Below are 25,401 nucleotides of genomic sequence, written 5' to 3'. Positions count from 1 at the left end.
CCGACACCACAGCCGGTGCCGACGATGTACCAGAACGGCAAGGTCGTCGACCCGAAGGAGGTGACCCTCTACTACGGTTCCCGCCTGAAGGACCCGAGCAGGACGCAGCCCTTTCCGTTCGGCCTGCGCATGATCACCGGTAACGCCAAAAACCAGGTGGACACCCCGGACAAGCAGGGCAACCACTTCTGGTGCGCCGGCATCGGCGGCGAGATAGGCCGCAGCGCCGACAAGACCTTCCCGGTCTGCGCGAAGACCGCGCACATCGTCCGGCAGATCACCTTCCGACTGCTGGGACGGCAAGCACCTGGACAGCCCAGACCACAAGGCGCACCCGGTACGACGGCGGCGGCCGGCTTAGACGCGTGAGTCCTCACTCAAGATGGGGCTGACGGCGTGCGCCTTGGCTGGCCCGCCATGTCGATGTGCTGTGAGCGGTATACCTCAGAGGTATGAATATGACTCTGAGGTATACCGCCCATTACCGCATCCGCCCCGCCAGAGGTGACCGACTGTCCCCGCCGGCGCCGGCTGCGCCCACCGCCCCAGCCAGGGTCAGGACTTACTCGTCTAGAGCCTCGCGGCGCCCGCCTCGGTGGCCTCCTGCACCGCCGAGGTACGGCGGATCTCGGCCCGCTGGTCGCCGGCGTCCTCCCGGTCCGGGCCGGCCACCCGGGCCGACCGGTTGGTGGTCGCCGCGGCCTGGTCACCGGTCACCCCGCCACGGATCCGGTTGTTCGCGGCCACCTGGGCGACGGGGTCGTTGGCCGTCACGGTCAACGTGCCGTTGATGATGTTGTCGTCGACGGTGACGCCACCGGTGGTGCTGGTGACGCTGACGTCCGCGCCCCAGTAGCTGCCGGAGGCGCAACTGTCGAGCCCGCCGTTCGGGCCGAGCTGCACGCCGCCCAGGTTGCCGGCGAAGGTGGCCCGACCGCGGACCGCGCTGCCGCACACGACGCTGCCGGTGGCGCTGTTGAGCACCGACAGGGTGCCGTCGACGAACGAGTCGTGCACGTCGGTGTAGTAGGTGCCGGTGCTGCTGACATTGCGTTCCACCTGGGTGCCGCGGTCGAGTCGGACCTCGCCGGCGCCGACGGTGACGTGCCCGGCGACCGTCGACGCCTCGGCGAAGAGGAAACTGTCGATGGTCGCGGAGCCCTTCGGCCGTACCGTCACGGTGCCGGTCCGGGCGTCCTTCAGGAAGATCCCGTACCCGCCGGCGGCGAGCACCACCTGGCCGTCGACTGTCGTGTCGGTGGCGTCGAGGTAGCCGTCGGCGGCGACGCGCACCTCGCCACTGACCCGCCCACCGGTCACCACCAGGTTGCCGCCGGCGGCGACTGTGACGTTGCCGGTGATCGTGGTGCCGGTCAGCGCGCAGGACTCGCCGGCCGGTACGTACAGGTCGTTGGGCACGGTCACCGCACCGCCGGTGCCGATGCAGTGGGTGACCAGGTCGGCGTGGGCGGTGGGCGCCACGGTCAGCACCGAGGCGGCGACGACGGCGCTCACGGTGGCCAGCTTGGCGACGGTACGTCCGGGCATCGTGGTTCTCCCTGTCGGTGAGATTCGAGGACTCATGCGCCGACCTCCGATCGGGCCGCGGCCCGGACGATGGCGCCCTGCTGCCGTTTGGTGAGCGATCCGCCGGTCACGAGCGCGGTGGTGACCGTCTCGACGTGCCGGACGAAGGCGGCGTGGCCCGGGTGGTCGGCGTGTTCGTCGATCAGATCGTTGATGGTGCAGCCGTCACCGGTGTCGACGTTGGCGACTCCGGTGTCGTCGCCGTCGATGACCACAGTGGCCCGGGTGTCGGACCCGGGGCAGGCGTCGGTGCCGTCCGCCACCACGGTGAACGTCGTCGACTGCTCGGTGGAGGCGTTCCCGGCGGCGTCGGTGGCCCGGTACCGCAGCGTGTGCGCGCCGGTCGCGCGCACGGTGACCGGGGCCGTGTACGCGGTCCAGGCCTCGGTGTCGAGCCCGTACTCGACCGACGCCACACCTGAGCCGTCGTCGACGGCGGTGAGGGTCACGGTCGCGGCGCCGACGTACCCGCCGTCGTCGTTCCGGTCGCCGGTGACCGTGACGGACACCGTGGGCGGGGTCTCGTCCTCCTGGGCCGGGGCGACGACCGTGAAGTGGGCCATCTGCTCGGCCGAGGTGTTGCCGGCGACGTCCGTCGCCCGGTAGTGCAGCATGTGCATCCCGACCCCGGACACCACGACCGGGTTCGCGTACGGGGTGAAGGCGGCCCCGTCGAGGGCGTACTCGATGGTGGCGACACCGGAACCGGCGTCGGTGGCGGTAAGCGTGGCGGTGGCCGTACCGATGTAGTTGCCGTCGCCGTCGCGGTCGCCGGCCAGGGCGGCCGTGACCACCGGCGCGGTGGTGTCCTCCTGCGTCGGCTCGACGATCCGGAACGCCACCGAGCCGACGGCGCTGGTGTTGCCGGCCTGGTCGGTGGCGCGGAACTGCACCGAGTGGTCGCCGACGGCGGTCAGCCGGACCGGCTGGGTGTACGGCTGGAAGCTGGTGTCGTCGACCTGGTATTCGACGGTGTCCACACCGGATCCGGCGTCGGTGGCCGAGACGGTCACGGTGGCCGCGCCGACGTAGTTGCCGTCCGCGTCGCGGTCACCAGACACGGCGGCGGAGACCGTCGGCGCGGTGGTGTCCTCGCCACCTCCGCCCTCGGTGACCACCAGTTCGCCGACCATCTGGCTGTGGCCCGGGATCGCGCAGAAGTAGCGGTACCGGCCCGGGGACAGCGTCACGGTCGCCTGGTGGCGGCCGTCGTTGGCGTCGAACGGGTTGGCCAGGATGTTCAGGGTGACGTCGTGGTTGTAACCCTCGGTGGAGGTGTCGAAGGTCAGCGTGTGCGGCATCCCGGTGGTGTTGCCGGTGGCCGCGCTGTTCTCCCAGATGATCGTGGTCGGGCCGGCCACCGCCTGGGTGGGCACGGACTTGTAGCGGGTGGTGTCGTCGTCGGCGGTCCAGGTCAGGACCTGGTCCGCGACGATCGGGGCGGCGGAGGCGGGCGTCGCGGCCAACGGGATCACCGTGAGCAGCAGCGCCGACAGCGCAGCCGTGAGGCGTCTGATCATCGTTTCTCCTAGAGTTCCCGAACGCGGATGTTGCGGAACTCGGTCAGGTCGTTGTCGCCGTGGTTCTGCAGGCCGATGAAGCCGCGCAGGAACTGCCGCAGGTCGGTCGGCGGATCGCCGGCCCGGGAGGACTGCTTGCCCGGCGTGTTGTCGAACTCGTTGATCACCACGCCGTTGCGGATCATCGTGTAGTGCTGCCCGACCGCGCGGATCTCGTAGTCGTTCCACTGCTCCTTCGGGGTGACGCCGGCCTGGGCGAGTGGCACCGGGTCGAAGTTGTAGACCGAGCCGGTCTTCTGCGGCTCGCCGGTCTCACCGTCGTAGATCTGGATCTCGTGTCCGCAGTAGATGGCCATCCAGGCCGGTGAGGTACGGGCCGATCCAACGGTGCCGCAGCTGCCCGGTGGCCGCTGGTCGAGAGGGGTTCGCAGGTCCGGGAACCGGATGAAGACGCCGGTGTTGGCCCGGCCGGTGCCCGGTGCGATGTCGCGGAACTGCACCTTCAGCGAGAAGTCGCCGAGTTCCCTGGTGTGCCAGAGCATGCCCAGGCCGCCGCTGGAGCGCAGCGACCCGTCCGGCTGGATGGCGAACGATCCGGTCGGCGCCTGCTGCCAACCGCGCAGCGACTCGTCGGTGCCGTCGAAGAGCGGCTCGTACCCGGTGTGCCCGTCCCGGCCGATCCCGGACGCGGCGGCCAACCGGGTGAGCGTGCCCGACTCGCGGGCGGTGAGCAGCTCGTCGTCCTGCGCCGCGCGGGCCACCGCGCTCACGTGTCGGACGAAGGCGTCGTGGTCGGTCCAGGTGCTCTCGTCGTCGATCAGGTCGTTGACCGTGCAGCCCTGCCCGACCGTACGGCTGGGCACCCCGGTGTCCGTGTCGCCGAGCCACACGTTCTGCCGGGCGTCGGGCACCGCGCAGCCCACCGTGACCGTGGTCTGCACCGTGGCCGTCTCACCGTCGGCGTACGTGACGGTCAGCTTCGCGGTGTAGCTCCCGACCCGGGCGTACGTGTGCCGGGGGTTCGCCTCGGTCGACGTGGCGCCGTCACCGAACTCCCACCGGTAGCTGACCCCGCCGGAGCGGGAGCCGGTGAAGGCGATGGTCAGGGGCTTGTTCTGCACGGCCGCCGAGGTCGCCGCCGGGGCCGGGGTGGGAGCGCCACCGGTGTAGGTGATCCGGATCAGCTTCTGGTTGGGGTGCAGGCTGAAGAACCCGCCTCCGTAGTCCAGCAGGTACAGCGCCCCGTCCGGGCCGAACTTGGCGTCCATCCAGCTCTGCAACCTGGTGTCGCCGTTGCCGCTCGGGATGATGGCCCGCAGCGACTCGGCGTACACCGGTGGGGCGGCGGTCGGCACTCCGGCCTCATCGACGGTGACCGCGACCCGGTTGGCCGCATTCGACTGGTCGCCGATGAGCCACTTGCCGTCCCAGTGCTCCGGCCAGGCCACGCCGCTGTTCGTGTCGACGAGTTCCCGGTGGTAGGTCGGACCGGACATGATGGCCTGCCCGCCGCCGCGCAGGTACGGCTGGGTGTAGGTGGCGTCCGCCGCGACGTACGTCGGCAGGCCGCTGCCGTCGGTCCGCTTCGGGAACACCGGGCCGCCACCGCTTGGCGAATACCAGATCATGTTGTCCCGGGCCGCCGGGATGTCCACCAGGCCGGTGTTGCGCGGCGAGGTGTTCTTCAGGTTGTCGCAGTCGTACCAGCCGGTCAGCACGGTGGCGTCGGTGCTGCTGCGGTCCCGGTACGGCTGCCGGTTGCCCATGCAGTACGGCCAGCCCTGGTTGCCGGCCGAGGTGATGATGGTGGCGGTCTCGTACTTGGCAGGGCCCAGGGTGGGGCTGGGTGACGAGGCGTCCGGGCCGACCCAGCCGGCGGTCAGCCACTGGCGCACCGGGTCGAACTGGAGGCGGGCGATGTTGCGCACGCCCATCACGTAGATCTCCGGTCGGGTCTTCTCGGTGCCCGGTGGGAACAGGTTGCCCTCCGGGATGGTGTACGTGCCGTCCGGCTCCGGGTGGATTCGAATGATCTTGCCGGCGAGGTCGTTGGTGTTACCCGAGGTGCGCCGGGCGTCCTGGAACGAGATCCCCTGGTACTCCTCGGTCCAGTTGTTGCCGGAGTAGCCCTGCGACCCTTCGGAGGAGTTGTTGTCGCCGGAGCCGACGTAGAGATTGCCCCTGTCGTCGAACGCCATGCCCCCGCCGGCGTGGCAGCAGCTGTGGATCTGCACGGGGAACTGCAACAGGTCCTTGCGGGTCGCCTGGTCGATGGTCTGCGCCTGCCGGTCGTACGTGAACCGCGAGACGGTGCGCTGACCGACCCGCTTCACCCGGTCGATCGACTCGTGCGGCATCCAGTAGACGTAGAGCCAGCCGTTGTCGGCGAACGCGGGGTCGGGCACGATGCCGAGCAGGCCCTCCTCGTTCTTCACCAGCTCGGAGCCGCTGCCCCGGTTGCCCATCACCTCCAGGGTGGTGAGCAGCTTGACCTGCTTGGTGGCCGGGTCCCAGGAGTGGATGGTGCCGCAGCCCAGGCCGACCTTCGGGTTGTTCCAGTCCGCGATCGGGCCGCTCGGGCAGGCCGCCTTGCCGACGTAGAAGACAGTGCCGTCCGGCGCGATGGTCAGCCCGTGCGGCTCGCCGATCTGGTCCAGCTGCCCGGTCTGGTTGGCGGCGGTGAGCCGCTCCACCTTGTAGTTCGCGGCGATCGTCGCCTGGCAGTCGCCGCGTACCCGACCGGTGGTCCAGGTGAGGGCGCCGGCCAGGTGTGCGCGGAACGCCTCCTCGCCGTAGCTGCCCTCGGCGTGACCCATGCCCGTGTAGAACGACCGGCCCCCGTCGTAGTCCCGGCACCAGGACACCGGGTGGAAGGGCCCGTTGGCGGCCGGGCCCGGGTCGTAGTGCCGCTCCTGCACCTGGGCGAGGGTGTGCACGGTGCCGATCGGGTTGGGATCCCAGTTCTCCCAGCGGTCCGACCGGGTGACGGTCAGCGGCAGCGACGCCGTCGCCGGGTGCTTCCGGTCCAGGATGTCGACCACCGCGCGGTTCACGGCGGGCGGCGGTGGTGCCGTGGTGCTGCCGGTGAACAGGCGCAGATCGGCGAGCTGGGTCAGCGGCTCGCCGCTGTTCGCGGTGACGGTGAGCCGGTAACGGGTGAACTCCTGTGGCGTGGCGATGTCGAAGCGGCGGGTCTGGAACCGGTCCGGGAAGCTCTGGCCGGTGCGTCGGTCCAGATCGGACCAGGTCTGCCCGTCCGTGGAGCCCTGCAGGGTCCAATCCTTCGGGTCGCGCCCGGCGGAGTCGTTGGCCGACGTCAGCGCGTACCCGGTGATCCGCTTGGGCGCGGCCAGCTCGTACGCCACCCAGGCGGTCGGCGTGCGGACCAGCCACTTGGTGTTGGCGTCGCCGTCGGTCAGCTTCTCCTTCGTCTCGTTCGGCGCGTTCTCGCCGCTGGCGGTCACCCGGGCCACCGGCTCGGCCACCGGGATGGCCCCGGCCGGGCGGGTGCCGATCAGGCCGGTGAACCAGGTGGAGTCGACCTGGGCGCGGGCGGCGTCGGCGATGCCGACGAAGCCGCCGCCGGCCTTCATGTAGCCCTGCAGCGCCGACTCCTGGTCGCGGTTGAGCGCGGCGCCCGCCGCGGAGAGAAAGACCACGCTGCGGTACGCGGACAGCCCGGCCGTGGTGAACACACCTGGGTCCGTGGTGGCCGTGACATCGATGTCATTACTGACAGCAAGCTGTCGGATGGTGTCCACGGCGCGCGAAACCGGGTCCTGCTGCTCGGCCACCGGGCCGTGGAACACGAGGACCGCGGTCTTCGTGTGCGGCGTCGCCGCTGCTGGCGCCGCGGTTCGCGGTGCGGCCGCGGCCGCGGCCGACGCCGTAGCCGTTGCTGGGATCAGTGTCGCGATGGCCGCTACCGCGGCGAGGGCTCGTCGTAGATCTCTGGTCATCCCCGTCCCCACTTTCGGTCAGCTTCCGTGCGTGTGGGTGTGGCCCTGGAACCGGTGGATCGCCTCCTCGGCTCCGGGCGGCATGCTGCCGTCGGCGTTGCGCACCAGGAAGATCCCGGCCATGCCGCCGTCGGAGTGGAACTGCACGTGGCAGTGGTACATCCAGGCCCCGGGGCCGACGCCCTCGCCGGCCAGCACCTGGAACCCGAAGGAGCTGCCCGGGTTGAGGTCCTTGTTGTCGATCACCAGGCTCGGGTCGGCCGGGCCCTCCAACATCCCGGTGCGGTTGTCCGCCCAGCGGTGCGCGTGCAGGTGGAAGGTGTGGAAGGTGCCGCCGTGCCCGATGGCGATCCACTCCACGCGGTCGCCGAGGTTCGCCTCGAACATCGGGGTGTCCGGCGCCATCTTGTTGTTGATCATCATGTCGTTGAACACGACTGTGAACTGCTTGGACGGCAGGATGTCGCCGCGCCGCCGGACGACCAGTGCCCCGTACAGTCCCTTCGCGACACCGCCGGTGCCGTGGTCGGTGCCCATGGCATGGTCGTGGTAGTGCCAGTAGCCGGCGCTGCCCGGCATGTACCGCCGACCCGCCGCGGCCACCATCTCGTGCGAGCGCCAGACGTACGTCCGCGTCTCACCGGGATCGTTGAACGAGGCGTTGAACGGGCTGCCGTCCGAGTCGGTGCTGTAGTCCACCCCGTGCGGATGGATGGACAGCCTCTGGTTTGTGGTGTTGACCAGGGTGATCTCCAGGGTGTCGCCCTCGTACATCTCCAGGACCGGCCCCGGCACGGTGGCCTGGCCGGGTGCGAGGCCGTACCCGAACAGCCCTCCGGGCAACTGCTCCGCGTAAAGGGTGACCTTCCTGGTGACGCCGGCGGCGGCCCGGGCAGGGCTGCCTCCGAACGCGGTGCCGAGCGTGGGGGCGGACGCGCCCAACGCTCCGGCGGCGAGCGCCCCGGTGGCGATCAGGGATCGACGGGACAGGTGGCGGTGGGAGCCAACGGCGTGATCGTCCATGGGTCTCCGTTCCCGACCGGGCGAAGACGCGACGAAGGGCAGGGTGCATCGACCGCCGAGCACGGGGGTCCAGGCACGACTGAGGGTGAGGCTCGTCGCGGGCTTTGCTCGGAAGACTCAGAACTTTCGGTGGATGACAGCAACTTATGTAATCCATCGACGAAAGTACAGGTCTGATTGCAAAAAGATTACCTTGACATCACGACGCACTTCGATCGAGCATGAACCTGCTCCGCGCCGTCACCGCACGCGCCAACGGCCCGCCGGCACTGCCGACGGGGTGGACGTACCAGGAAAGGACCGTCAGACGGCGCGGCGGTCGTCGGCCGGCAGGCCGGAGGCCGCGGGCGGCTCGGGAGCCTGGTCGGGCTGGCCGAGTTGCGCGACACGGGTCGGGTCGAGGACCCGGGAGAGGAACGCACGGGTCCGTTCGTGCTTCGGCGCGCCGAGCACCTCCTGCGGCGGCCCCTGCTCGACCACCACGCCACCGTCCATGAAGACGACCCGGTCGGCGACGTCGCGGGCGAACGCCATCTCGTGGGTGACCACCATCATCGTCATGCCCTCCTCGGCCAGCTTGCGCATGACGGTGAGCACGTCGCCGACGAGTTCCGGGTCGAGCGCGGAGGTCGGCTCGTCGAAGAGCATCAGCTTCGGCTCCATCGACAGCGACCGGGCGATCGCCGCCCGCTGCTGCTGCCCACCGGAGAGCTGCGCCGGGAACGCGTCGGCCTTGTCGGTCAGCCCGACGCGCTCCAGGTTGGCCCGCGCGATCCGCTCGGCCTCGGCGCGACCGCGCCGCAGCACCCGGCGCTGGGCGATGGTGAGGTTGTTCAGCACGGTCAGGTGCGGAAACAGGTTGAACGACTGGAAGACCATGCCGATGCCGCGACGCACGGCGTCGACCTCGACGTCCGGGTCGGTCATCTCGACGCCGTTCACCCAGATCCGGCCGGCGGTCGGCTCCTCGAGCAGGTCGACGCAGCGCAGCAACGTCGACTTCCCGGAGCCGGACGGCCCGATGACGCAGACCACCTCGCCCTGGGCGACCTCGAAGTCGATGCCCCTGAGCACCTCCAGGGGCCCGAAGGACTTGTGCAGGTCGCGGATCTCGACGGCGGGACGGGATGGCGTGGTCGTCATGCGGGTCACCGGGCCTTGGCGTAGCGGAGTTCGAGGCGTCGTACCACCTGGGACAGCGGCAGGGTGATCACCAGGTAGGCGAGGCCGGCCACCAGCAGCGGGGTCGCGTTCACCCGGTCGTTCAGCATGTCCCGGCCGAACTTGGTGATCTCGATGGTCTGCGCCGTCACGCCCAGCACGTAGGCCAGCGACGAGTCCTTGGTGAGCAGGATCAACTCGTTCGTCAGCGGCGGGATCACGATCCGGAACGCCTGCGGGATGACGATCGTGCGCATGGCAGTGAAGTGCGACATGCCGAGGGTGCGCGCCGCCTCCATCTGCCCCTTGGGGACAGCCTGGATGCCGGCCCGGATGGTCTCGGCCATGTACGCCGCCGCGGTCAACCCCAGGCCGATCGCGATGGAACCGAACACGCCGCCCGGGATCTGGCGCTCCGGGAAGGCGATCGGGATGCCGTACCCGACGAGGAAGAGCACCAGCAGCGCGGGCAGACCCCGGAACAACTCGATGTACGCCGTCGCCACCCAGCGGTACGGCGCCACCCGGGACAGCCGCATCAGCGCCAGGATGGTGCCGAAAACCAGGCCGAAGGCGAAAGCGCCAAGCGTGTAGAGGATGGTGTTGCGCAGCGCGACCGTGATGATCGTCGGGAACATCGACTTGATGATGTCGACGCGGAAGAACGCGTCGGCCAACCTGTCCCAGTCCGCGGCGAAGAGCACCGCGGCGATGACGGCGATGAACACCAGGTACTGGATACCGAGGGACAGTCGTTCCCGCTGACGGCGTCGCAGCTTCACGTTCGGTCGTTGCCTTCCCGGAGGGTGCCGACGGGCAGGGCGCCGGCGCGCGCCCTGCCCGATGGAGCGTCGATCAGGCGCTCGGCCGCTTGCCGATCCACTTCTCGTAGATCGTGTCGTACGTGCCGTCCTGCTTGGCCTTGGTCAGCGTCTCGTTGATCTTCTTGAGCAGCTCCGGGTTGCCGTCCTTCTTCACCGAGAAGCCGTACTGCTCACCGGTGTCGAACTCGGCGGCCACCTCGAACCCGCCCGGGTTGTTCTTGAGGTACTCGGTCCAGACCGGCAGGTCGTTGATGGCGGCCTCGACCTGGCCGTTGGCGACGGCCTGCTGGAGGGCGGCGAGATCCTCGAACTCGACGAGCTGCAGGCCCTTCTCCTTCTCGTACTTCTTGGCGTAGTCGCGGCCGGTGGTCGCCGCCTGGACGCCGAACTTCTTGCCCCGCAGGTCGTCGAGCGACTTGTACGCCTTGCCGGTCTTGACCAGCATCGCCTGGGTCGCGTCGAAGTACGGGTCGGAGAAGTTCATCACCTTCTGCCGTTCCTCGGTGATCGTCATGCCGGCGGCGGCGGTGTCGCACTTGCCGGTGTTCAGGTCCTGGCCGGACTTGATCCCCTCGAACGGGGTGTCGATGATCGTCTGCTCGACGCCCAGCTCCTTGGCCACCAGGTCCATCACGTCGACGTCGAAGCCGGTCACCTTGCCGCTGGCGTCCTTGGACTGGAACGGCGGGTACGGCAGGTGGGTGCAGACCGTCAGCTTGCCCGCCTGGACGAGCTTGACGCCGTTCGCCTGGACCTCGCTGTCATCCTTCTTGGCGCATCCCGCGGTCACCGCCAGTGCGGCGATCGTCACGAGGAGCCCGGCCTGGCGGGCTGCGCTTGAGAACCTCACGGCTGTGTCCCTCCGGTGCGGCTCCCCCTGTGACGGGCAGCCAGGTTGGTGCGAAGATGGTGTGACAGGCGACGGTACCCGATCCGACGGGCGGCACCCAGATCGCGGCAGGTGGCCGACCTGCCGCGGGGGCGCGGAACCCGACATTCCGCCCGCAACCGGGCGACTCCCGCGCTCTCGACGCGGCGGCTAGCCTGTCCCCATGCGCGAGTCGGTGTCCGGGAGTGATCCCGATGGCTGACGCCGACGATCTGCGGAGTCTGGTCCGGTCGCTACCGGACGTCGTCGAGATCGACAGCGAGGGCTTCGACTTCCGGGTCGACAACAAGGGCTTCGTCTGGTCCTACCCCGAGCGCCGGCCCGGGGAGCGCCGCCGCATCCGCACCGACGTCGCGGTGCTCTACGTGGGCGACGAGGCGGAGAAGCAGGCGCTCCTACTCGGCGAGCCCGAGCTGTTCTTCACCGCGCCCGGGTACGACGGGCTGCCCCTGGTCCTGCTGCGGCTGGAGCGGGTGGACGTGGAGCGCCTGACCGAGCTCATCACCGACGCATGGCGGATGCGCAGCACCGCTCGCTCGGAGTAGCAGCCCCGGCACACGACGTGCCACCCTCGCCCTATGTCGGACGGGGACCAAAAGATTTGTGGAGTTCCTACAACTGAGGGCCGGTTGGTTCGGTGATTGCGCCATGGCGCCGCCCGCCCACAGCCGGAAAAGTGATCACTGCCGGGAGTCGTCCACTCGCGGCGCGCAGGCCATGGTCTACCAAAGGGGTCAGTCGGGTGTTCAACCGTATCGCCATCGTCAACCGAGGTGAGGCCGCCATGCGGCTCATCCACGCGGTCCGCGAGCTGGCTGCGGAGACCGGCGTCCCGCTGGAAACCGTCGCCCTCTACACCGACGTCGACCGCACCGCGACGTTCGTACGCGAGGCGGACATCGCCTACGACCTCGGTCCGGCGTCCGCCCGCCCGTACCTGAATCTCGCCACGCTGGAGCGCGCCCTGGTCGAGACCGGGGTCGACGCCGCGTGGGTCGGCTGGGGTTTCGTCGCCGAGGACCCGGCGTTCGCCGAGCTGTGCGAGAAGATCGGCGTCACCTTCGTCGGGCCGAGCCCGGAGGCGATGCGCCAACTCGGCGACAAGATCGGCTCGAAGCTCATCGCCGAGAAGGTCGGCGTACCTGTCGCGCCGTGGAGTCGCGGCGCCGTCGAGACGCTGGACGCGGCGCGGGCCGCGGCGGCCGAGATCGGCTACCCGCTGATGCTCAAGGCCACCGCGGGCGGCGGCGGGCGTGGCATCCGCGTGATCACCAGCGAGGCGGACCTCGCCGAGGCGTACGAGCGCACCAGCCAGGAGGCGGCGCGGGCCTTCGGCAGCGGCATCGTCTTCCTGGAGCGGCTGGTCACCGGCGCGCGGCACGTCGAGGTCCAGGTGATCGCCGACGGGCAGGGCACCGCGTGGGCGATCGGCGTCCGGGACTGCTCGGTGCAGCGCCGCAACCAGAAGGTCATCGAGGAGTCGGCGTCGCCGGTGCTGGACCGGGCGCAGGCGGCCGAGCTCAAGGCGTCGGCCGAGCGGCTCGCCGTGGCGGTCGGCTACCGGGGCGCGGCCACCGTCGAGTTCCTGTACCACCCGGGCGACCGGCTGTTCGCGTTCCTGGAGGTCAACACCCGCCTGCAGGTCGAGCACCCGATCACCGAGCTGACCACCGGATTCGACCTGGTCAAGGCGCAACTGCACGTGGCCTCCGGCGGGCGCCTGGACGGTGCGCCCCCGGCCGAGCGCGGCCACGCCATCGAGGCCCGGCTGAACGCCGAGGACCCCGACCGTGACTTCGCGCCGTCGCCCGGCCGCATCGCACGGCTCGACCTGCCCAGCGGCCCCGGCATCCGGGTGGACACCGGCGTCAGCGAGGGCGACACCATCCCCGCCGACTTCGACTCCATGATCGCGAAGATCATCGCGTACGGACGGGACCGCGACGAGGCGCTGGGCAGGCTGCGGCGGGCCATGGCGAACACCACCGTGATCATCGAGGGTGGGGCCACGAACAAGAGCTTCGTGCTCGACCTGCTCGACCAGCCCGAGGTGATCGACGCCAGCGCGGACACCGGCTGGATCGACCGGGTCCGTGGCGCGGGTCGACTCGTCGCGCACCGGCACAGCGCGGTCGCCCTGGCCGCCGCCGCCATCGAGTCGTACGAGGAGGAGGAGCGCGTCGAGCGCCAGCGGCTGCTGTCGACGGCGTCCGGTGGGCGCCCGCAGGTGCAGCACGCCAGCGGTCGACCGCTCGATCTCAAGCTGCGCGGCGTCGACTACCGCACCCGGGTGGCGCGGGTCGGCGCGCACCGCTTCCGGGTGGGCATCGAGTCAGGTGGCGTGGTGCGCACCGCCGACGTCGAACTCGACCGCTTCGATCGGCACACCGGCCAGATCGTCGTCAACGGCATCAGGTACCGCCTGCTCACCGGCACGCACGGGCCGACGCACCTGGTCGAGGTGGACGGTGTCACCCACCGGGTCAGCCGCGACGAGGGAGGCGTCCTGCGCTCCCCCATGCCCGCGCTTGTCGTCGCCACGCCGCTGGAGATCGGCGACGAGGTCGAGGCGGGCGCGCCGGTACTCGTGCTGGAGGCCATGAAGATGGAGACGGTGCTGCGGGCGCCGTTCAAGGCGCGGCTGAAGGAGTGCGCCGTCTCCGTGGGCAGCCAGGTGGAGGCGGGCGCGCCGCTGCTGCGCCTGGAGCCCCTCGCCGACGACAGCGACGACACCGCGACCGCCACCGCCACCCCGTCGGTCGAACTGGACCTGCCCGCCTCCGCCGAGCAGCTGTCGCCGTCCGAGCGCAGCCGGCGCGGTCAGGAGGACCTGCGCGGCCTGCTGCTCGGCTTCGACGTCGACCCGCACGACGACCGCCGGGTGCTCGACGACTACCTCACCGACCGTCGTGCGGCCATCGACGACGGCCACCGCCCGCTGGCCGCCGAACTCGACCTCCTCACCGTGTTCGCCGACCTGGCCGAACTGAGCCGCAACCGGCCCACCGGCGAGGACGGCGGCGCGCACGTGCACAGCGCCCGCGAGTACTTCCACACCTACCTGCAGAGCCTCGACGTCGAACGCGCCGGCCTGCCGGACGCCTTCCAGGCCCGGCTCGGCAAGGCGCTCGGCCACTACGGCGTCACCGACCTCGACCGCAGCCCCGACCTCGAAGCCGCCGTGTTCCGGATCTTCCTGGCTCAGCAGCGCGCGTCCGCCGACGCCACCGTCGTCGCGGCGCTGCTGCGCGCCTGGCTGCGGGAGACCCCGCCGGACGAGACGCTGCGCGAGCCCGCCGGCCTCGCCCTGGAACGGCTGATCGCCGCCACGCAGGTGCGCTTCCCGGTCGTCGCCGACCTCGCCCGCGGTGTGGTGTTCGCCTGGTTCGCCCAGCCGCTGCTGCGCCGCAACCGCGCCCGCGTCTACGCCGAGGTCCGTGGACACCTGCGGCACCTGGACGCCCACCCGGACTCGCCCGACCGCGCCGAGCGCGTCGCCGCGATGGTCCGCAGCACCGAACCGTTGGTCCGGCTGCTCGGCCAGCGCCTCGTCCGCGACCACCTCGACAACACGGTCATGCTGGAGGTGCTCACCCGCCGGTACTACGGCAACAAGGCGCTCACCAGCGTACGCACCCGCACGGTCGCCGACTGCTCGTTCGTGGTCGCCGAGCGCGCCGACTCCAGTGTGGTCTCCGCCGCGGTGAGCTTCGACGCGTTGGACCGCGCCCTGCGCGGGCTCGCCGACCTGGCCACCGGCGAGGAGTCCGTCGACGCCGACATCTACCTCGGCTGGGAGAACCAGCCGGAGGACTTCGACGCGATGGCCGCCGCGCTGCTCGCCGTCATCACCGCGCACCCGCTGCCCCCGCAGGTCCGCCGGCTCACCGCCACCGTCGCGGGTCGCGGCGGGGCCGTCATGCACCACCACTTCACGTTCCGCCCGTCCGGCGCCGCCATGGCCGAGGACCGGCTGATCCGCGGCCTGCACCCGTACATCGCCGAGCGGATGCAGTTGGAGCGGCTGCACAAGTTCGACCTGACCCGGCTGCCGTCGTCGGACGAGGAGGTCTACCTCTTCCAGTGCGTGGCGCGGGAGAACCCGGCCGACGAGCGCCTCGTCGCGTTCGCCCAGGTACGGGACCTGACCGAGCTGCGCGAGCAGGACGGCCGGCTGGTGGCGCTGCCCACCACCGAGGACGCCATCGCCGCCTGCCTCGACTCGATCCGTCGCGCCCAGTCGCGCCGGCCGTCGAAGACCCGGTTCAACACCAACCGGATCGTGGTCTACGTCTGGCCGCCGAGCGAGCTGACCCGCGAGGAGATGGAGATGATCGCCGGGCGGGTGCGCCCGACGACCGTGGGCGCCGGGCTGGAGGAGATCCTGTTCATCGCGCGCCAGCGGGACCGCCGGACCGGCGAGCTGACCAAGATCGCCGTACGGATCTCCTTCGACGCCACCGGCGGCGCGGAGCTGGCCGTCGGCGAACCGCCGGTGGAGCCGGTCGAGCCGCTCGACGAGTACCGGCTGAAGGTGCTGCGGGCGAGCAGCCGCAACACGGTGTACCCGTACGAGCTGACCGGCCGGCTCGGCGACTTCGTCGAGCACGACCTCGACGACACGCACGCCGTGCAGGATGGACGGTGCTCGTCTCCGCCCACAACCGGCTCCGACGGCGCTCCGTCGCTGGTGCCGGTGGACCGGCCGAAGGGGCGCAACCGCGCCGCGATCGTCGCCGGTGTCGTCACCACGCCGACCGAGCGGTACCCGCAGGGTGTCACCCGGGTGGTGCTGCTCGGCGACCCGACGAAGTCGCTGGGCGCCCTGTCGGAGCCGGAGTGCCGGCGGGTCATCGCCGCCCTGGACCTCGCGGAGCGGATGCGGGTGCCCCTGGAGTGGTGGGCGCTGTCCGCCGGCGCCCGGATCTCGATGACCTCCGGCACGGAGAACATGGACTGGGTGGCCGCCGCCCTCAAGCGGATCGTCGAGTTCACCCAGGCCGGCGGTGAGATCAACATCGTGGTCGCGGGCATCAACGTCGGCGCGCAGCCGTACTGGAACGCCGAGGCGACGATGCTGATGCACACCAAGGGCGTGCTGGTGATGACACCGGACTCGGCGATGGTGCTCACCGGCAAGCAGTCCCTCGACTTCTCCGGTGGCGTCTCCGCCGAGGACAACTTCGGCATCGGCGGCTACGACCGGGTGATGGGGCCGAACGGGCAGGCGCAGTACTGGGCGCCGAACCTGACCGCCGCCCGGGACGTGCTGATGGCGCACTACGACCACACGTACGTCGCGCCCGGCGAGGACGCCCCCCGGCGCGCCACCACCACCGACCCGGCCGACCGCGACATCTCCGCCTTCCCGCACGACGTGGCGGGCAGCGCCTTCGCCACCGTCGGCGAGATCTTCTCCGCCGAGGCCAACCCGGACCGCAAGAAGCCGTTCGACATCCGTACGGTGATGCGAGCCCTCTCCGACCAGGACCACCCGGTGCTGGAACGCTGGGCGGGCATGGCCGACGCGGACACCGCCGTCGTGCAGGACGTCCACCTCGGTGGCATCCCGGTCTGCCTGCTCGGCATCGAGTCCCGCTCGGTGCCCCGGCACGGCTTCCCGCCCACCGACGGCCCGGACACCTACACGGCCGGCACGCTGTTCCCCCGGTCGTCGAAGAAGGCCGCGCGGGCCATCAACGCGGCCAGCGGCAACCGGCCCCTGGTCGTGCTGGCGAACCTGTCCGGCTTCGACGGCTCACCGGAGTCGATGCGCAAGCTCCAGTTGGAGTACGGCGCGGAGATCGGCCGGGCGATCGTGAACTTCCGCGGACCCATCGTCTTCTGCGTGATCTCGCGCTACCACGGTGGAGCCTTCGTGGTGTTCTCCAAGGCGTTGAACCCGAACATGACAGTGCTGGCGCTGGAGGGCTCGTTCGCCTCGGTGCTCGGCGGCGCCCCCGCCGCCGCCGTGGTGTTCTCCGCCGACGTCAACGCCCGTACGGCGGCCGACCCCCGGGTACGCGACCTGGAGGCGCGCGTCGCCGCCACGTCCGGCACCGAACGCGCCGCGTTGACCGCCGAACTGGACGAGCTGCGCTCGTCGGTGCGCGCGGAGAAGCTCGGCGAGGTGGCCACGGAGTTCGACCGGGTGCACAACATCCAGCGGGCCGTCGAGGTCGGCTCGGTGGACGCCGTCATCCGCGCCGCCGAACTGCGTCCGCGGATCATCGAGGCCATCGAGACCCGGCTGGGATAACGCGCACCCGACCCGTCCGGCGGTCAGCCGCATCGGCTGGCCGCCCGGCGGGGCCATCGCTCAACCGGTTCGCTGCCCGCGGGTCCCGGGTCCGTCGGCCTGCCAGGCCGCCACGAGATCCTCGCGGGCCCGGGCGACCCGGGAGCGGATCGTGCCGACCGGGCACTGGCACACGTCCGCCGCCTCGACGTACGACAGTCCGAGCACCTGGGTGGCGACGAACGCCTCACGACGTTCCCGGCTCAGGCCGGCGATCAGGTGATGCAGGGTCACACCGTCGTCGGCGCCGGCGGTGACCGCGCCCGCGGCCTCGGCCGCCGACTGCCAGTCCGGCACCGTCGCCGTCCTCGGCCGGGCCACCACGGCGCGGACATGGTCCACAGCGACGCGTCGGGCGATGGTGAACACCCAGGTTCGGGCCGAGGAACGGCCGGCGAAGCGGGGCAGGCTGCGAAACGCGCGCAGGAACGTCTCCTGGGTCAGGTCGTCGGCCTCGGCCGGGCCGGCGAGGTGCGACAGGAACCCTCGGACCTGACCCTGTAGCGCCCGCACGAACGCGGCGCCGGCCTCCCGATCGCCCTGACCCGCCTCCTGCGCCCACCGGGTCACCTGGTCGTCGTCGGTGGCGCCCTTCACCACCGGCCACTCCACCGTGTGGCGCCCACGGCGGTGCCACGCGCGAGCGGAAAAACCCTCATCAGGTCACGTCCTCGGTCCGCCATGCCGTCGTCGAAGCGCCGCCGGTCGGCCGCGCATCCTGGTTGTCGGGGGCCGGCGCGGAAAAGTTCCCGGGCGTCCACCATTCGGTCGACTCGAAAATCCCCGCTCGGGTTGACCGGGCCGGCAAGGCAGACGCCGCGACTCGCGTCCGCCTCAGCGCGCGGCGCCGCCCGGTCGGCGTCTGCCGCTGCCGGACGGCCGGTGGCCGATGCGCGGAGCCCGTACCGCTGCGGATCTGGCCGACGCCGGGCGGAAGTCCCGGGCCGCGCTGGCCACCATCTCGTCGGGATCGCGCCCGAGGGCCTGCCGGATGTGCGCCGGAACGACCTCGGATTTCGCCAGCGCCAGTCGGACCTGCACGGAACGGTCGTCCACCAGGCGGGCCAGATCCGCGTCCTCCAGCTCGACCGCACCGACCAGGGCGACACGGACGTCGACCACCGGGTCCTGGGCGAGCGCGCTGCGCTGCTCGGCGGTGGTCCGCGGATTGCGGGCGAGCCCCTTACGGACACGGGCGGTGCGATCAGCAAGCAGCGCGGTGATCACGTCGGGGTCCTGGGTGTGGGTGGCGAGCCGTTCCCGCACCTCGGGTGAGACGTCCTCGATCAACCTGGCGGCCAGCTCGGGCTCCAACTCGCGCGACTCGGCGAGGAGGCCGCGAAGCTCCTTGTCCGCCGCCTCCGACATCACCCGACGAACCGACTCGTCACACGCCGGGTTGCCGGCGACCGCCCAGCGGACCCAGCGGTCGGCGTCCTTGACGAGCCGCAACAGGTTCGCGATCGACGCCGAGGGGTTTCTCGCCACGGCCTCCCGTACCCCACGGTCATGGTCCCGGGTCAGCGGGCGCAGTGCCTGGGCGGGAGCGTCGGCCCGCGACGCGACCGCCCTACGGACCGCCGCCGACGGGTCGGACGCCAGGTCGAAAAGGGTCATCTGTGGTGTTGCGGGATCCTGCGCGAGGGCGAGCCGCGCGTCGACGCCACCCTCGATCGCACGTTCGCCGGTGGTACCTGACCCGCTGTGACGGTCGGACCCGCCGACGTCCTGCTGCTTTCCCATGGACGCAATCATGTCACTGACCTGCTGAGGCGTCGCGAGCCCGACCAGGGCACTGACGATGGTCGAAGCGGTGCGACCCGGGATTCGGCGCGCGAACCCCGACGCGTCCCGGGCTGGGGGCACCTCGTTCGCCCCCGGCGGGCTCCCCTCGGCGGTCGTACAGTGGGGAAGGTCCTGGCCCCAGTGATCGTGGCGGGCGCGTTCCCAGCCCGCCCGGAAGGAGCACAGTGAACCGTCCTCTCCGGACCGCCCTCGGCGTCGTCCTGAGCGCCGCACTACTGACCACTGCCGCCCCCGCGCAGGCGCACGGCACAGGTCGACCGCCCGCCGTCATCGCGCTGCCCGACGGGTTCCAGCCCGAGGGCATCGCCACCGCCGGCCAGTACGCGTACCTCGGCTCCCGCGCCACCGGCGCCATCTACCGGGTCGACCTGCGCACCGGACAGGGCGCGACGATCGGCGCACCCACCGGCACCCCGTCGCTCGGCCTGAAGGTCGACCCGCGCGGTCGGCTGTTCGTCTCCGGCGGCACCGCCGGCGACGCCCGAGTTCTTGACACCCGCACCGGCGAGGTGCTGGCGAGCTACCAGTTCGCCACCGCCCCGACGTTCGTCAACGACGTCGTCCTGACCCGCGAGGCCGCGTACTTCACCGACTCCAACCGACCGGTGCTCTACCGGCTTCCGCTCGGCCGCGGTGGCGCGCTGCCGCCCGCCGACGGGTTCACCACCATCGCGCTGACCGGCGCGTACGAGCAGGTCGGCACCGGCGTCAACCTCAACGGCATCGTCACCACGCCGGACGGCAGAGCGTTGATCGTCGTGCAGTCGACCACCGGCACGCTGTTCCGGGTCGACCCGGCGACGGGCGCCACCACAGTCGTCGACGTTCCCGGCTACACCTTCACCAACGGCGACGGGCTGCTGCTGATCGGCCGCACCCTGTACGTCGTACAGAACCGCCTCAACCAGATCGCGGTGGTCACGCTGAACCGCGCCGGCACCGCCGGAACGGTCACCGGCACCATCACCGACCCGAACTTCGACGTGCCCACCACCGTCGCCCCGGCACTGGGTCGGCTCTACCTGCCCAACGCCCGCTTCTCGACACCCCCGACCCCTACCACGCCGTACTCGGTCGTCGCCGTCCGCGCCCGCTGAGCAGTCCGGCGGGTGCGTGTACGCCGAGGAGCCCCGGTCGATCCTTCGCGGGATCGGCCGGGGCTCGTCGGTGTGACTGTCAGGCGAGGTCGAACCGGTCGTTCTCCATGACCTTGGTCCAGGCCTTGACGAAGTCGGCCACGAACTTCTCGCGCGCGTCCTGGCTGGCGTAGACCTCCGCCAGGGCCCGCAGCTGGGAGTTGGAGCCGAAGATGAGGTCGACCGCCGTGGCGGTCCACTTCACCTCGTCGGTGGACAGGTCCCGGATCTCGTACACGTGCTCCTCGGACTTCGACGCCGCCCACCGGGTGCCCGGGGAGAGCAGGTTGGCGAAGAAGTCGTTGGTGAGCACACCGGGCCGGTCGGTGAGAACGCCGTGCGTCGCGCCGCCGACGTTGTTCCCGAGGGCACGCAGGCCGCCGACGAGGACGGTCATCTCCGGCGCGGTCAGGTTGAGCATGAAGGCGCGGTCGACGAGCAGCACCTCCGGCTGGGTCTTCTCGCCCGGCCGCAGGTAGTTGCGGAAGCCGTCCGCGCGGGGCTCGAGGACGCGGAACGAATCGACGTCGGTCTGCTCCTGCGTGGCGTCGGTGCGGCCCGGCCGGAACGGCACGGTCACCTCGACGCCGGCGTCACGCGCCGCCTTCTCGACGGCGGCCGAGCCGGCCAGCACGATCAGGTCCGCCAGCGAGATCCGCGCGCCACCGGCGGCGTTGAACTCCCGCTGGATGCCCTCCAGGGTCTCCAGGACCGTGGCGAGCTGCTCGGGCTGGTTGACCTCCCAGTTGCGCTGCGGCTCCAGACGGATCCGCGCGCCGTTGGCACCGCCGCGCTTGTCGGTGTGCCGGAAGCTCGCGGCGGACGCCCAGGCGGTGGAGACCAGCTGGGCGGTCGTGAGACCGGAGTCCAGGACCTTCGCCTTGAGGGCGGCGATGTCGGCGTCACCCACGAGCTCGTGGTCGACGGCCGGCACCGGGTCCTGCCACAGCTGCGGCTCGGCCACCCACGGCCCGAGGAAACGGTCGATCGGGCCCATGTCGCGGTGCAGCAGCTTGTACCACGCCTTGGCGAAGGCCAGCGCGAACTGGTCCGGGTTCTCCAGGAACCGGCGCGAGATCTTCTCGTACGCCGGGTCGAACCGCAGCGCCAGGTCGGTCGTGAGCATCGTCGGCTTGTGCTTCTTCGACGCGTCGAACGGGTCCGGGATGATCTCCGGGGCGTCCTTGGCGACCCACTGCTTCGCGCCGGCGGGGCTCGTGGTGAGCTCCCACTCGAAGCCGAAGAGGATCTCGAAGAAGCGGTTGCTCCACTGCGTCGGCACGTCGGTCCACGTCACCTCGAGACCACTGGTGATGGTGTCCCGGCCCTTGCCGCTGCCGTGGGTGCTCAGCCAGCCGAGGCCCTGCGCCTCCAGCGGGGCGCCCTCGGGCTCCGGGCCGACGTGGTTGTCGGCGGGGGCCGCGCCGTGGGTCTTGCCGAAGGTGTGGCCGCCGGCGATCAGCGCGACGGTCTCCTCGTCGTTCATCGCCATCCGGCCGAAGGTCTCCCGGATGAAGTACCCCGCCGCCCGCGGGTCCGCGTTGCCGTTCGGTCCTTCCGGGTTGACGTAGATGAGGCCCATCTCGGTCGCGCCGACCTCGGGCGCCATCTCGGCCTCGCCGACGTAGCGCTCGTCACCCAGCCAGGTGTCCTCCGGGCCCCAGAAGATCTCCTCGGGCTCCCAGATGTCCTCCCGGCCGAAGCCGAAGCCGAACGTCTTGAAGCCCATCGACTCCAGGGACACGTTGCCGGCGAGCACCAACAGGTCGGCCCAGGAGATCTTCTGGCCGTACTTCTGCTTCACCGGCCACAGCAGGCGGCGGGCCTTGTCCAGGTTGGCGTTGTCCGGCCAGCTGTTGAGCGGCGCGAACCGCTGCCCGCCGTCGCCGGCGCCGCCACGGCCGTCGTGGATGCGGTACGTGCCGGCGGAGTGCCAGCTCATCCGGATCATGAGGCCGCCGTAGTGGCCGAAGTCCGCCGGCCACCAGTCCTGCGAGGTGGTGAGGGCCTCGACGATGTCCCGCTTCAGGGCCTCGACGTCGAGCTTCGCGAACTCCTTGGCGTAGTTGAAGTCCGGCCCCAGCGGGTTGCCCTTGGGCGAGTTGGCGTGCAGCACCGACAGGTCGAGCTGGTTGGGCCACCAGTCCCGGTTGGTGCGCGGGCGACCGCCGGTCTTCGGGGTCGGTGAGTCGATCGCCGGGTTCTCGCTCTCGCTGCCGTGCGCGGTCACCGAGTCGTGCGCGACCGGGCAGCCGGCCGCCTCCTTCTTGTCCACGCCCTGTGCGCTGGCGGGGGCCTGGTCCTGGGTGTCGCTCATGTACTTCCTTCCGAGCTGGCGGATCGCTGGGCGGTGCGTTCGGTCGCGCAGTCGGGGCAGACGCCCCAGAAGACGACCTCCGCTTCGTCGACCACGAAGCCGTGATCGTCGGAAGCGGTGAGACAGGGGGCGTCGCCGACGGCACAGTCGATGTCGGCGATCGCGCCGCAGGAGCGGCACACGAGGTGGTGGTGGTTGTCCGCCACCCGCGCCTCGTAGCGGGCGGTGGCGCCGGCTGGCTGGATGCGCCGCACCAGGCCCGCGTCGGTGAGCGCCCGCAGGACGTCGTACACCGCCTGGTGCGAGACCGTGGGGTGATCGGCGCGGACCAGGCGGAGCACGGTGTCGGTGTCGACGTGCGGATGGTCCCGCAGCGCGGCGAGCACTGCCACCCGGGGTCGGGTCACGCGCAACGAGACGGCTCGTAGCTGCGCCTCGAAACCGGACCTCATGCGCCGAACATTAGTCCACTCTTCTGGAATGAATCAAATTTCGCGGAATCTCGTCGCGCCCGTTTCCTGCCGATCGTGCCCGATCAGCCCCTCCTGCGCCGAACGACCCGCCGGGCGGCCAGGTACGCGACGCCTCCGGCAAGCACCCACGGCGCCGCGACGACGACCGGGTCCAGCGGGTGGTGCACCCGGTCCACCCGCTTGCCGCGCAGGCGCGAGGAGAGGCCGTGGTGGGTGAACTCGCTCAGGACGCCGGTCTCGGTGACCGGGTTGTCCGGGTGCCGGGTCAGCATCGAGCGCAGGGTGCTCTCCACGGCGTCCACCCGGTCCGCCGCGAGCAGGAGCAGCCAGTGTGCCGCCCGAGCCTCGCTGTACGTCCGGTAGGAGTACCGGCGGATCACGCCGGAGAGCCCTCGGGGTGGGCACGAGGTGCCGAAGACCGGGGTGAGGAACTCGTGCTCGATCGACATCTCCCGCGGCCACTTCTCCGGCTGCCGCTGCGGGAACTCCCAGTGGGCGCCGTTGAGGCCCGGGTCGAACCGCTCCTTCGGCACCGAGGGGCGGTCCCGGGGGTCGAGGTCGGCACCCCATCCGGGGATACGAGCACGCAGCTCGTCGGTGGATTCGGCCAGCTTCGGCTTGTCCGGCGTGTAGGGCATGGCGGCTCTCCCCGGTCGGTCAGGCGGCGTTCGGGACGATGATCGGCTTGATGCAGCCGTCGAGCTTGGCGGAGAAGATGTGGTACGCCTCCGCGACGTGTTCCAGCGGGATCCGGTGGGTCACGATGTCGCTGGGCTTGAGGTAGCCGTTGCGGATGTGCTCGAACAGGCGGGGCCACTGCCTCTTCACCGGGCACTGGTTCATCCGCAGGGTCAGACCCTTGTTCAGCGCGTCGCCGAACTTCACGGCGCTGAACATCGGCCCGTACGCGCCCATGACCGAGATCGTGCCGCCCTTGCGGACCGAGTCGATCGCCCAGTTGAGGGCCACCGGGGAGCCGCCCTGGAGCTTGAGCTTCGTGGCGGTGACGTGTTGCAGGAAGTTGCCGTCCGCCTCGGCGCCGACCGCGTCGATGACCACGTCCGCGCCGAGGTGGTCGGTGATCTTCTTGAGGTGCACGACGATGTCGTCGTACTCGGCGAAGTTGCAGGTCTCGGCGTGGGCGAACGACGCCGCCTTCTCCAGCCGGTAGTCGAGGTGGTCGACGACGATGACCCGGCCGGCGCCCATCAGCCAGGCCGACTTGGCGGCGAACAGACCCACCGGGCCGGCGCCGAAGACCACGACCACGTCACCCTCGACGATGTCGCCGAGCTGCGCGCCGAAGTAGCCGGTGGCGAGCGCGTCGGTGAGCAGGACGGCGTCGTCGTCGTCCATCCACTCGGGAATCGGGCTGGGGCCGACGTCGGCGAACGGCACGCGGACGAACTCGGCCTGGCCGCCGTCGTAGCCGCCGCAGGTGTGCGAGTAGCCGTAGATGCCGCCCACGGCTGTCGCGTTGGGGTTGACGTTGTGGCAGTTGCTGAACAGGCCCCGGGCGCAGAAGTAGCAGGAGCCGCAGTACACGTTGAAGGGGACCATCACGCGGTCACCGGGCTTGAGGTTCCGCACCGACGATCCCACCTCGTCGACCACGCCGATGAACTCGTGACCGAAGGTCATCCCGACCCGGGTGTCGGGCATCATCCCGTGGTAGAGGTGCAGGTCGGACCCGCAGATCGCGGCCCGCGTCACCCGCACGATGGCGTCGTTGGGGTGCTCGATGGTGGGGCGGTCCTTCTCCTGCACCCGCACCCGGTACGGACCGCGGTAGACCATTGCGCGCATGACTGCCTCCTGGACCAGCGTGCTGCCGGACATTCCGCCCCGGCACCGCCCGAAGCACCGGTGTCCCTACCCCCGCGTTTCGGGGGCAAACCGGTGGACGGTTCCCGCACGCGCGAGCCCGGTCGGGCCACGATCCCCCGCGCAGGTGCGGCCCTGACCAGCGAGGACCGCCGGGTCAGGGCCGCACCGTCCGCTTCGGTCAGCTGGCGTACGTCTCGAACTCGCCGACCCGGGGCGCGCCACCCGAGCTGGTGATCGTGAAATTGATCTTGCTCAATGACGTCGCGGCGAAGGTGATGGCGCCCGCCCCGCTTCCGGAAGCCAGGACGGTTCCTGTGTCGTTGTTGACGAGCTGCCAGGACCCGATGGAGCCCTGGGTGCCGGACGGCTCGCGGATGATCACGCGGGAGACGCGGGTGGCGGAACCCCACTTGATCGAGATCGTGCCGGTCGACCCGGCGGGCGACCAGTACGTGCCGAGGTTGCCGTCGCGCACGTTGCCGTAGCTCGTGCCGCTGGCCTTGCTGGAGCCGTCGGCGCCGGCACCGAGGCTGAGGTTGGTGCCGCTGCCCGGCGGAGGCGTGGTGGGCGGGGGCGTGGTC

Annotated in this window: 17 protein-coding genes and 1 pseudogene; 4 read left to right on the top strand and 14 right to left on the bottom strand. The window is 70.8% G+C overall.

All coding sequences use genetic code 11. The annotated features are described in order from the left end of the window. The first annotated feature begins 24 nt into the window (after positions 1–24). The gene (locus FHG89_RS16890; protein WP_244295547.1) at positions 25–369 is read left to right on the top strand and encodes a DUF1996 domain-containing protein; all 345 of its coding nucleotides are present in this window, start codon (positions 25–27) and stop codon (positions 367–369) included. Between the two features lie 201 nt (positions 370–570). Here FHG89_RS16890 and FHG89_RS16885 read toward each other — a convergent pair whose 3' ends face one another. The 7 genes from FHG89_RS16885 to FHG89_RS16855 all read right to left on the bottom strand — a co-directional run bounded on the left by FHG89_RS16885 (position 571) and on the right by FHG89_RS16855 (position 10,924). Continuing rightward, a complete protein-coding gene (locus FHG89_RS16885) occupies positions 571–1,548 on the bottom strand; it encodes a hypothetical protein (RefSeq protein ID WP_139585347.1) in 978 nt (325 codons plus the stop codon). Positions 1,549–1,580: 32 nt separating this feature from the next. Then, positions 1,581–3,107: a chitobiase/beta-hexosaminidase C-terminal domain-containing protein gene (locus FHG89_RS16880; RefSeq protein ID WP_139585346.1), complete on the bottom strand. Its 1,527-nt coding sequence runs from the start codon at positions 3,105–3,107 to the stop codon at positions 1,581–1,583. Positions 3,108–3,115: 8 nt separating this feature from the next. After that, positions 3,116–7,066, bottom strand: coding sequence for a ThuA domain-containing protein (locus FHG89_RS16875; RefSeq protein ID WP_139585345.1), 3,951 nt, complete (start codon positions 7,064–7,066; stop codon positions 3,116–3,118). Positions 7,067–7,084: 18 nt separating this feature from the next. Continuing rightward, complete coding sequence (locus FHG89_RS16870; protein WP_139585344.1) at positions 7,085–8,089, bottom strand: multicopper oxidase domain-containing protein; 1,005 nt, start codon at positions 8,087–8,089, stop codon at positions 7,085–7,087. A 303-nt stretch (positions 8,090–8,392) separates the two neighbouring features. Continuing rightward, the gene (locus tag FHG89_RS16865; protein WP_139585343.1) at positions 8,393–9,232 is read right to left on the bottom strand and encodes an amino acid ABC transporter ATP-binding protein; all 840 of its coding nucleotides are present in this window, start codon (positions 9,230–9,232) and stop codon (positions 8,393–8,395) included. A 5-nt stretch (positions 9,233–9,237) separates the two neighbouring features. Then, positions 9,238–10,032 (bottom strand): amino acid ABC transporter permease, encoded by a 795-nt coding sequence (locus FHG89_RS16860; RefSeq protein WP_139585342.1) that lies wholly within the window; start codon positions 10,030–10,032, stop codon positions 9,238–9,240. 73 nt (positions 10,033–10,105) lie between these two features. Next, on the bottom strand, positions 10,106–10,924 hold the full coding sequence (locus FHG89_RS16855; protein ID WP_139585341.1) for a basic amino acid ABC transporter substrate-binding protein: 819 nt from the start codon (positions 10,922–10,924) through the stop codon (positions 10,106–10,108). Positions 10,925–11,157: 233 nt separating this feature from the next. Here FHG89_RS16855 and FHG89_RS16850 point away from each other — a divergent pair, with 233 nt between their 5' ends. Both FHG89_RS16850 and FHG89_RS16845 read left to right on the top strand, forming a co-directional pair. Beyond that, positions 11,158–11,508 carry an MmcQ/YjbR family DNA-binding protein gene (locus tag FHG89_RS16850; RefSeq protein WP_208761000.1) on the top strand — a complete coding sequence of 117 codons (351 nt, stop codon included), beginning with the start codon at positions 11,158–11,160 and terminating at the stop codon, positions 11,506–11,508. Between the two features lie 197 nt (positions 11,509–11,705). Further along, positions 11,706–17,222, top strand: a complete 5,517-nt coding sequence (locus FHG89_RS16845) for an ATP-binding protein (protein ID WP_139585339.1) — start codon at positions 11,706–11,708, stop codon at positions 17,220–17,222. Positions 17,223–17,282: 60 nt separating this feature from the next. On the opposite strand, the gene FHG89_RS16840 is transcribed toward FHG89_RS16845, so the two are convergent. Both FHG89_RS16840 and FHG89_RS16835 read right to left on the bottom strand, forming a co-directional pair. After that, positions 17,283–17,858: a sigma-70 family RNA polymerase sigma factor gene (locus FHG89_RS16840; RefSeq protein WP_139585356.1), complete on the bottom strand. Its 576-nt coding sequence runs from the start codon at positions 17,856–17,858 to the stop codon at positions 17,283–17,285. A 237-nt stretch (positions 17,859–18,095) separates the two neighbouring features. Then, positions 18,096–19,004: a DUF2336 domain-containing protein gene (locus FHG89_RS16835; RefSeq protein ID WP_139585338.1), complete on the bottom strand. Its 909-nt coding sequence runs from the start codon at positions 19,002–19,004 to the stop codon at positions 18,096–18,098. 227 nt (positions 19,005–19,231) lie between these two features. On the opposite strand from FHG89_RS16835, the gene FHG89_RS16830 reads away from it, so the two are divergent. Further along, positions 19,232–20,164, top strand: a complete 933-nt coding sequence (locus FHG89_RS16830; protein ID WP_139585337.1) for an SMP-30/gluconolactonase/LRE family protein — start codon at positions 19,232–19,234, stop codon at positions 20,162–20,164. A 79-nt stretch (positions 20,165–20,243) separates the two neighbouring features. Here FHG89_RS16830 and katG read toward each other — a convergent pair whose 3' ends face one another. The 5 genes and pseudogenes from katG to FHG89_RS16805 form a co-directional block, all read right to left on the bottom strand. Continuing rightward, complete coding sequence (gene katG / locus FHG89_RS16825; protein WP_139585336.1) at positions 20,244–22,520, bottom strand: catalase/peroxidase HPI; 2,277 nt, start codon at positions 22,518–22,520, stop codon at positions 20,244–20,246. After that, on the bottom strand, positions 22,517–22,972 hold the full coding sequence (locus FHG89_RS16820) for a Fur family transcriptional regulator (RefSeq protein ID WP_139585335.1): 456 nt from the start codon (positions 22,970–22,972) through the stop codon (positions 22,517–22,519). Before FHG89_RS16820 ends, katG begins: the two co-directional genes overlap by 4 nt. 83 nt (positions 22,973–23,055) lie before the next feature. Beyond that, on the bottom strand, positions 23,056–23,631 hold the full coding sequence (locus tag FHG89_RS16815; RefSeq protein WP_139585334.1) for a hypothetical protein: 576 nt from the start codon (positions 23,629–23,631) through the stop codon (positions 23,056–23,058). A gap of 19 nt (positions 23,632–23,650) precedes the next feature. Next, positions 23,651–24,799: a zinc-dependent alcohol dehydrogenase gene (locus FHG89_RS16810; RefSeq protein WP_139585333.1), complete on the bottom strand. Its 1,149-nt coding sequence runs from the start codon at positions 24,797–24,799 to the stop codon at positions 23,651–23,653. A 199-nt stretch (positions 24,800–24,998) separates the two neighbouring features. After that, a pseudogene (locus FHG89_RS16805) lies at positions 24,999–25,401 on the bottom strand (pectate lyase); the annotation flags it as partial.

Origin of the sequence: Micromonospora orduensis, from assembly GCF_006228125.1 — a bacterium.
Taxonomy (GTDB): Bacteria; Actinomycetota; Actinomycetes; order Mycobacteriales; family Micromonosporaceae; genus Micromonospora; species Micromonospora orduensis.
Note: the sequence above shows the minus strand (reverse complement) of the source record. Positions and strands in the feature narration are given on the sequence as shown.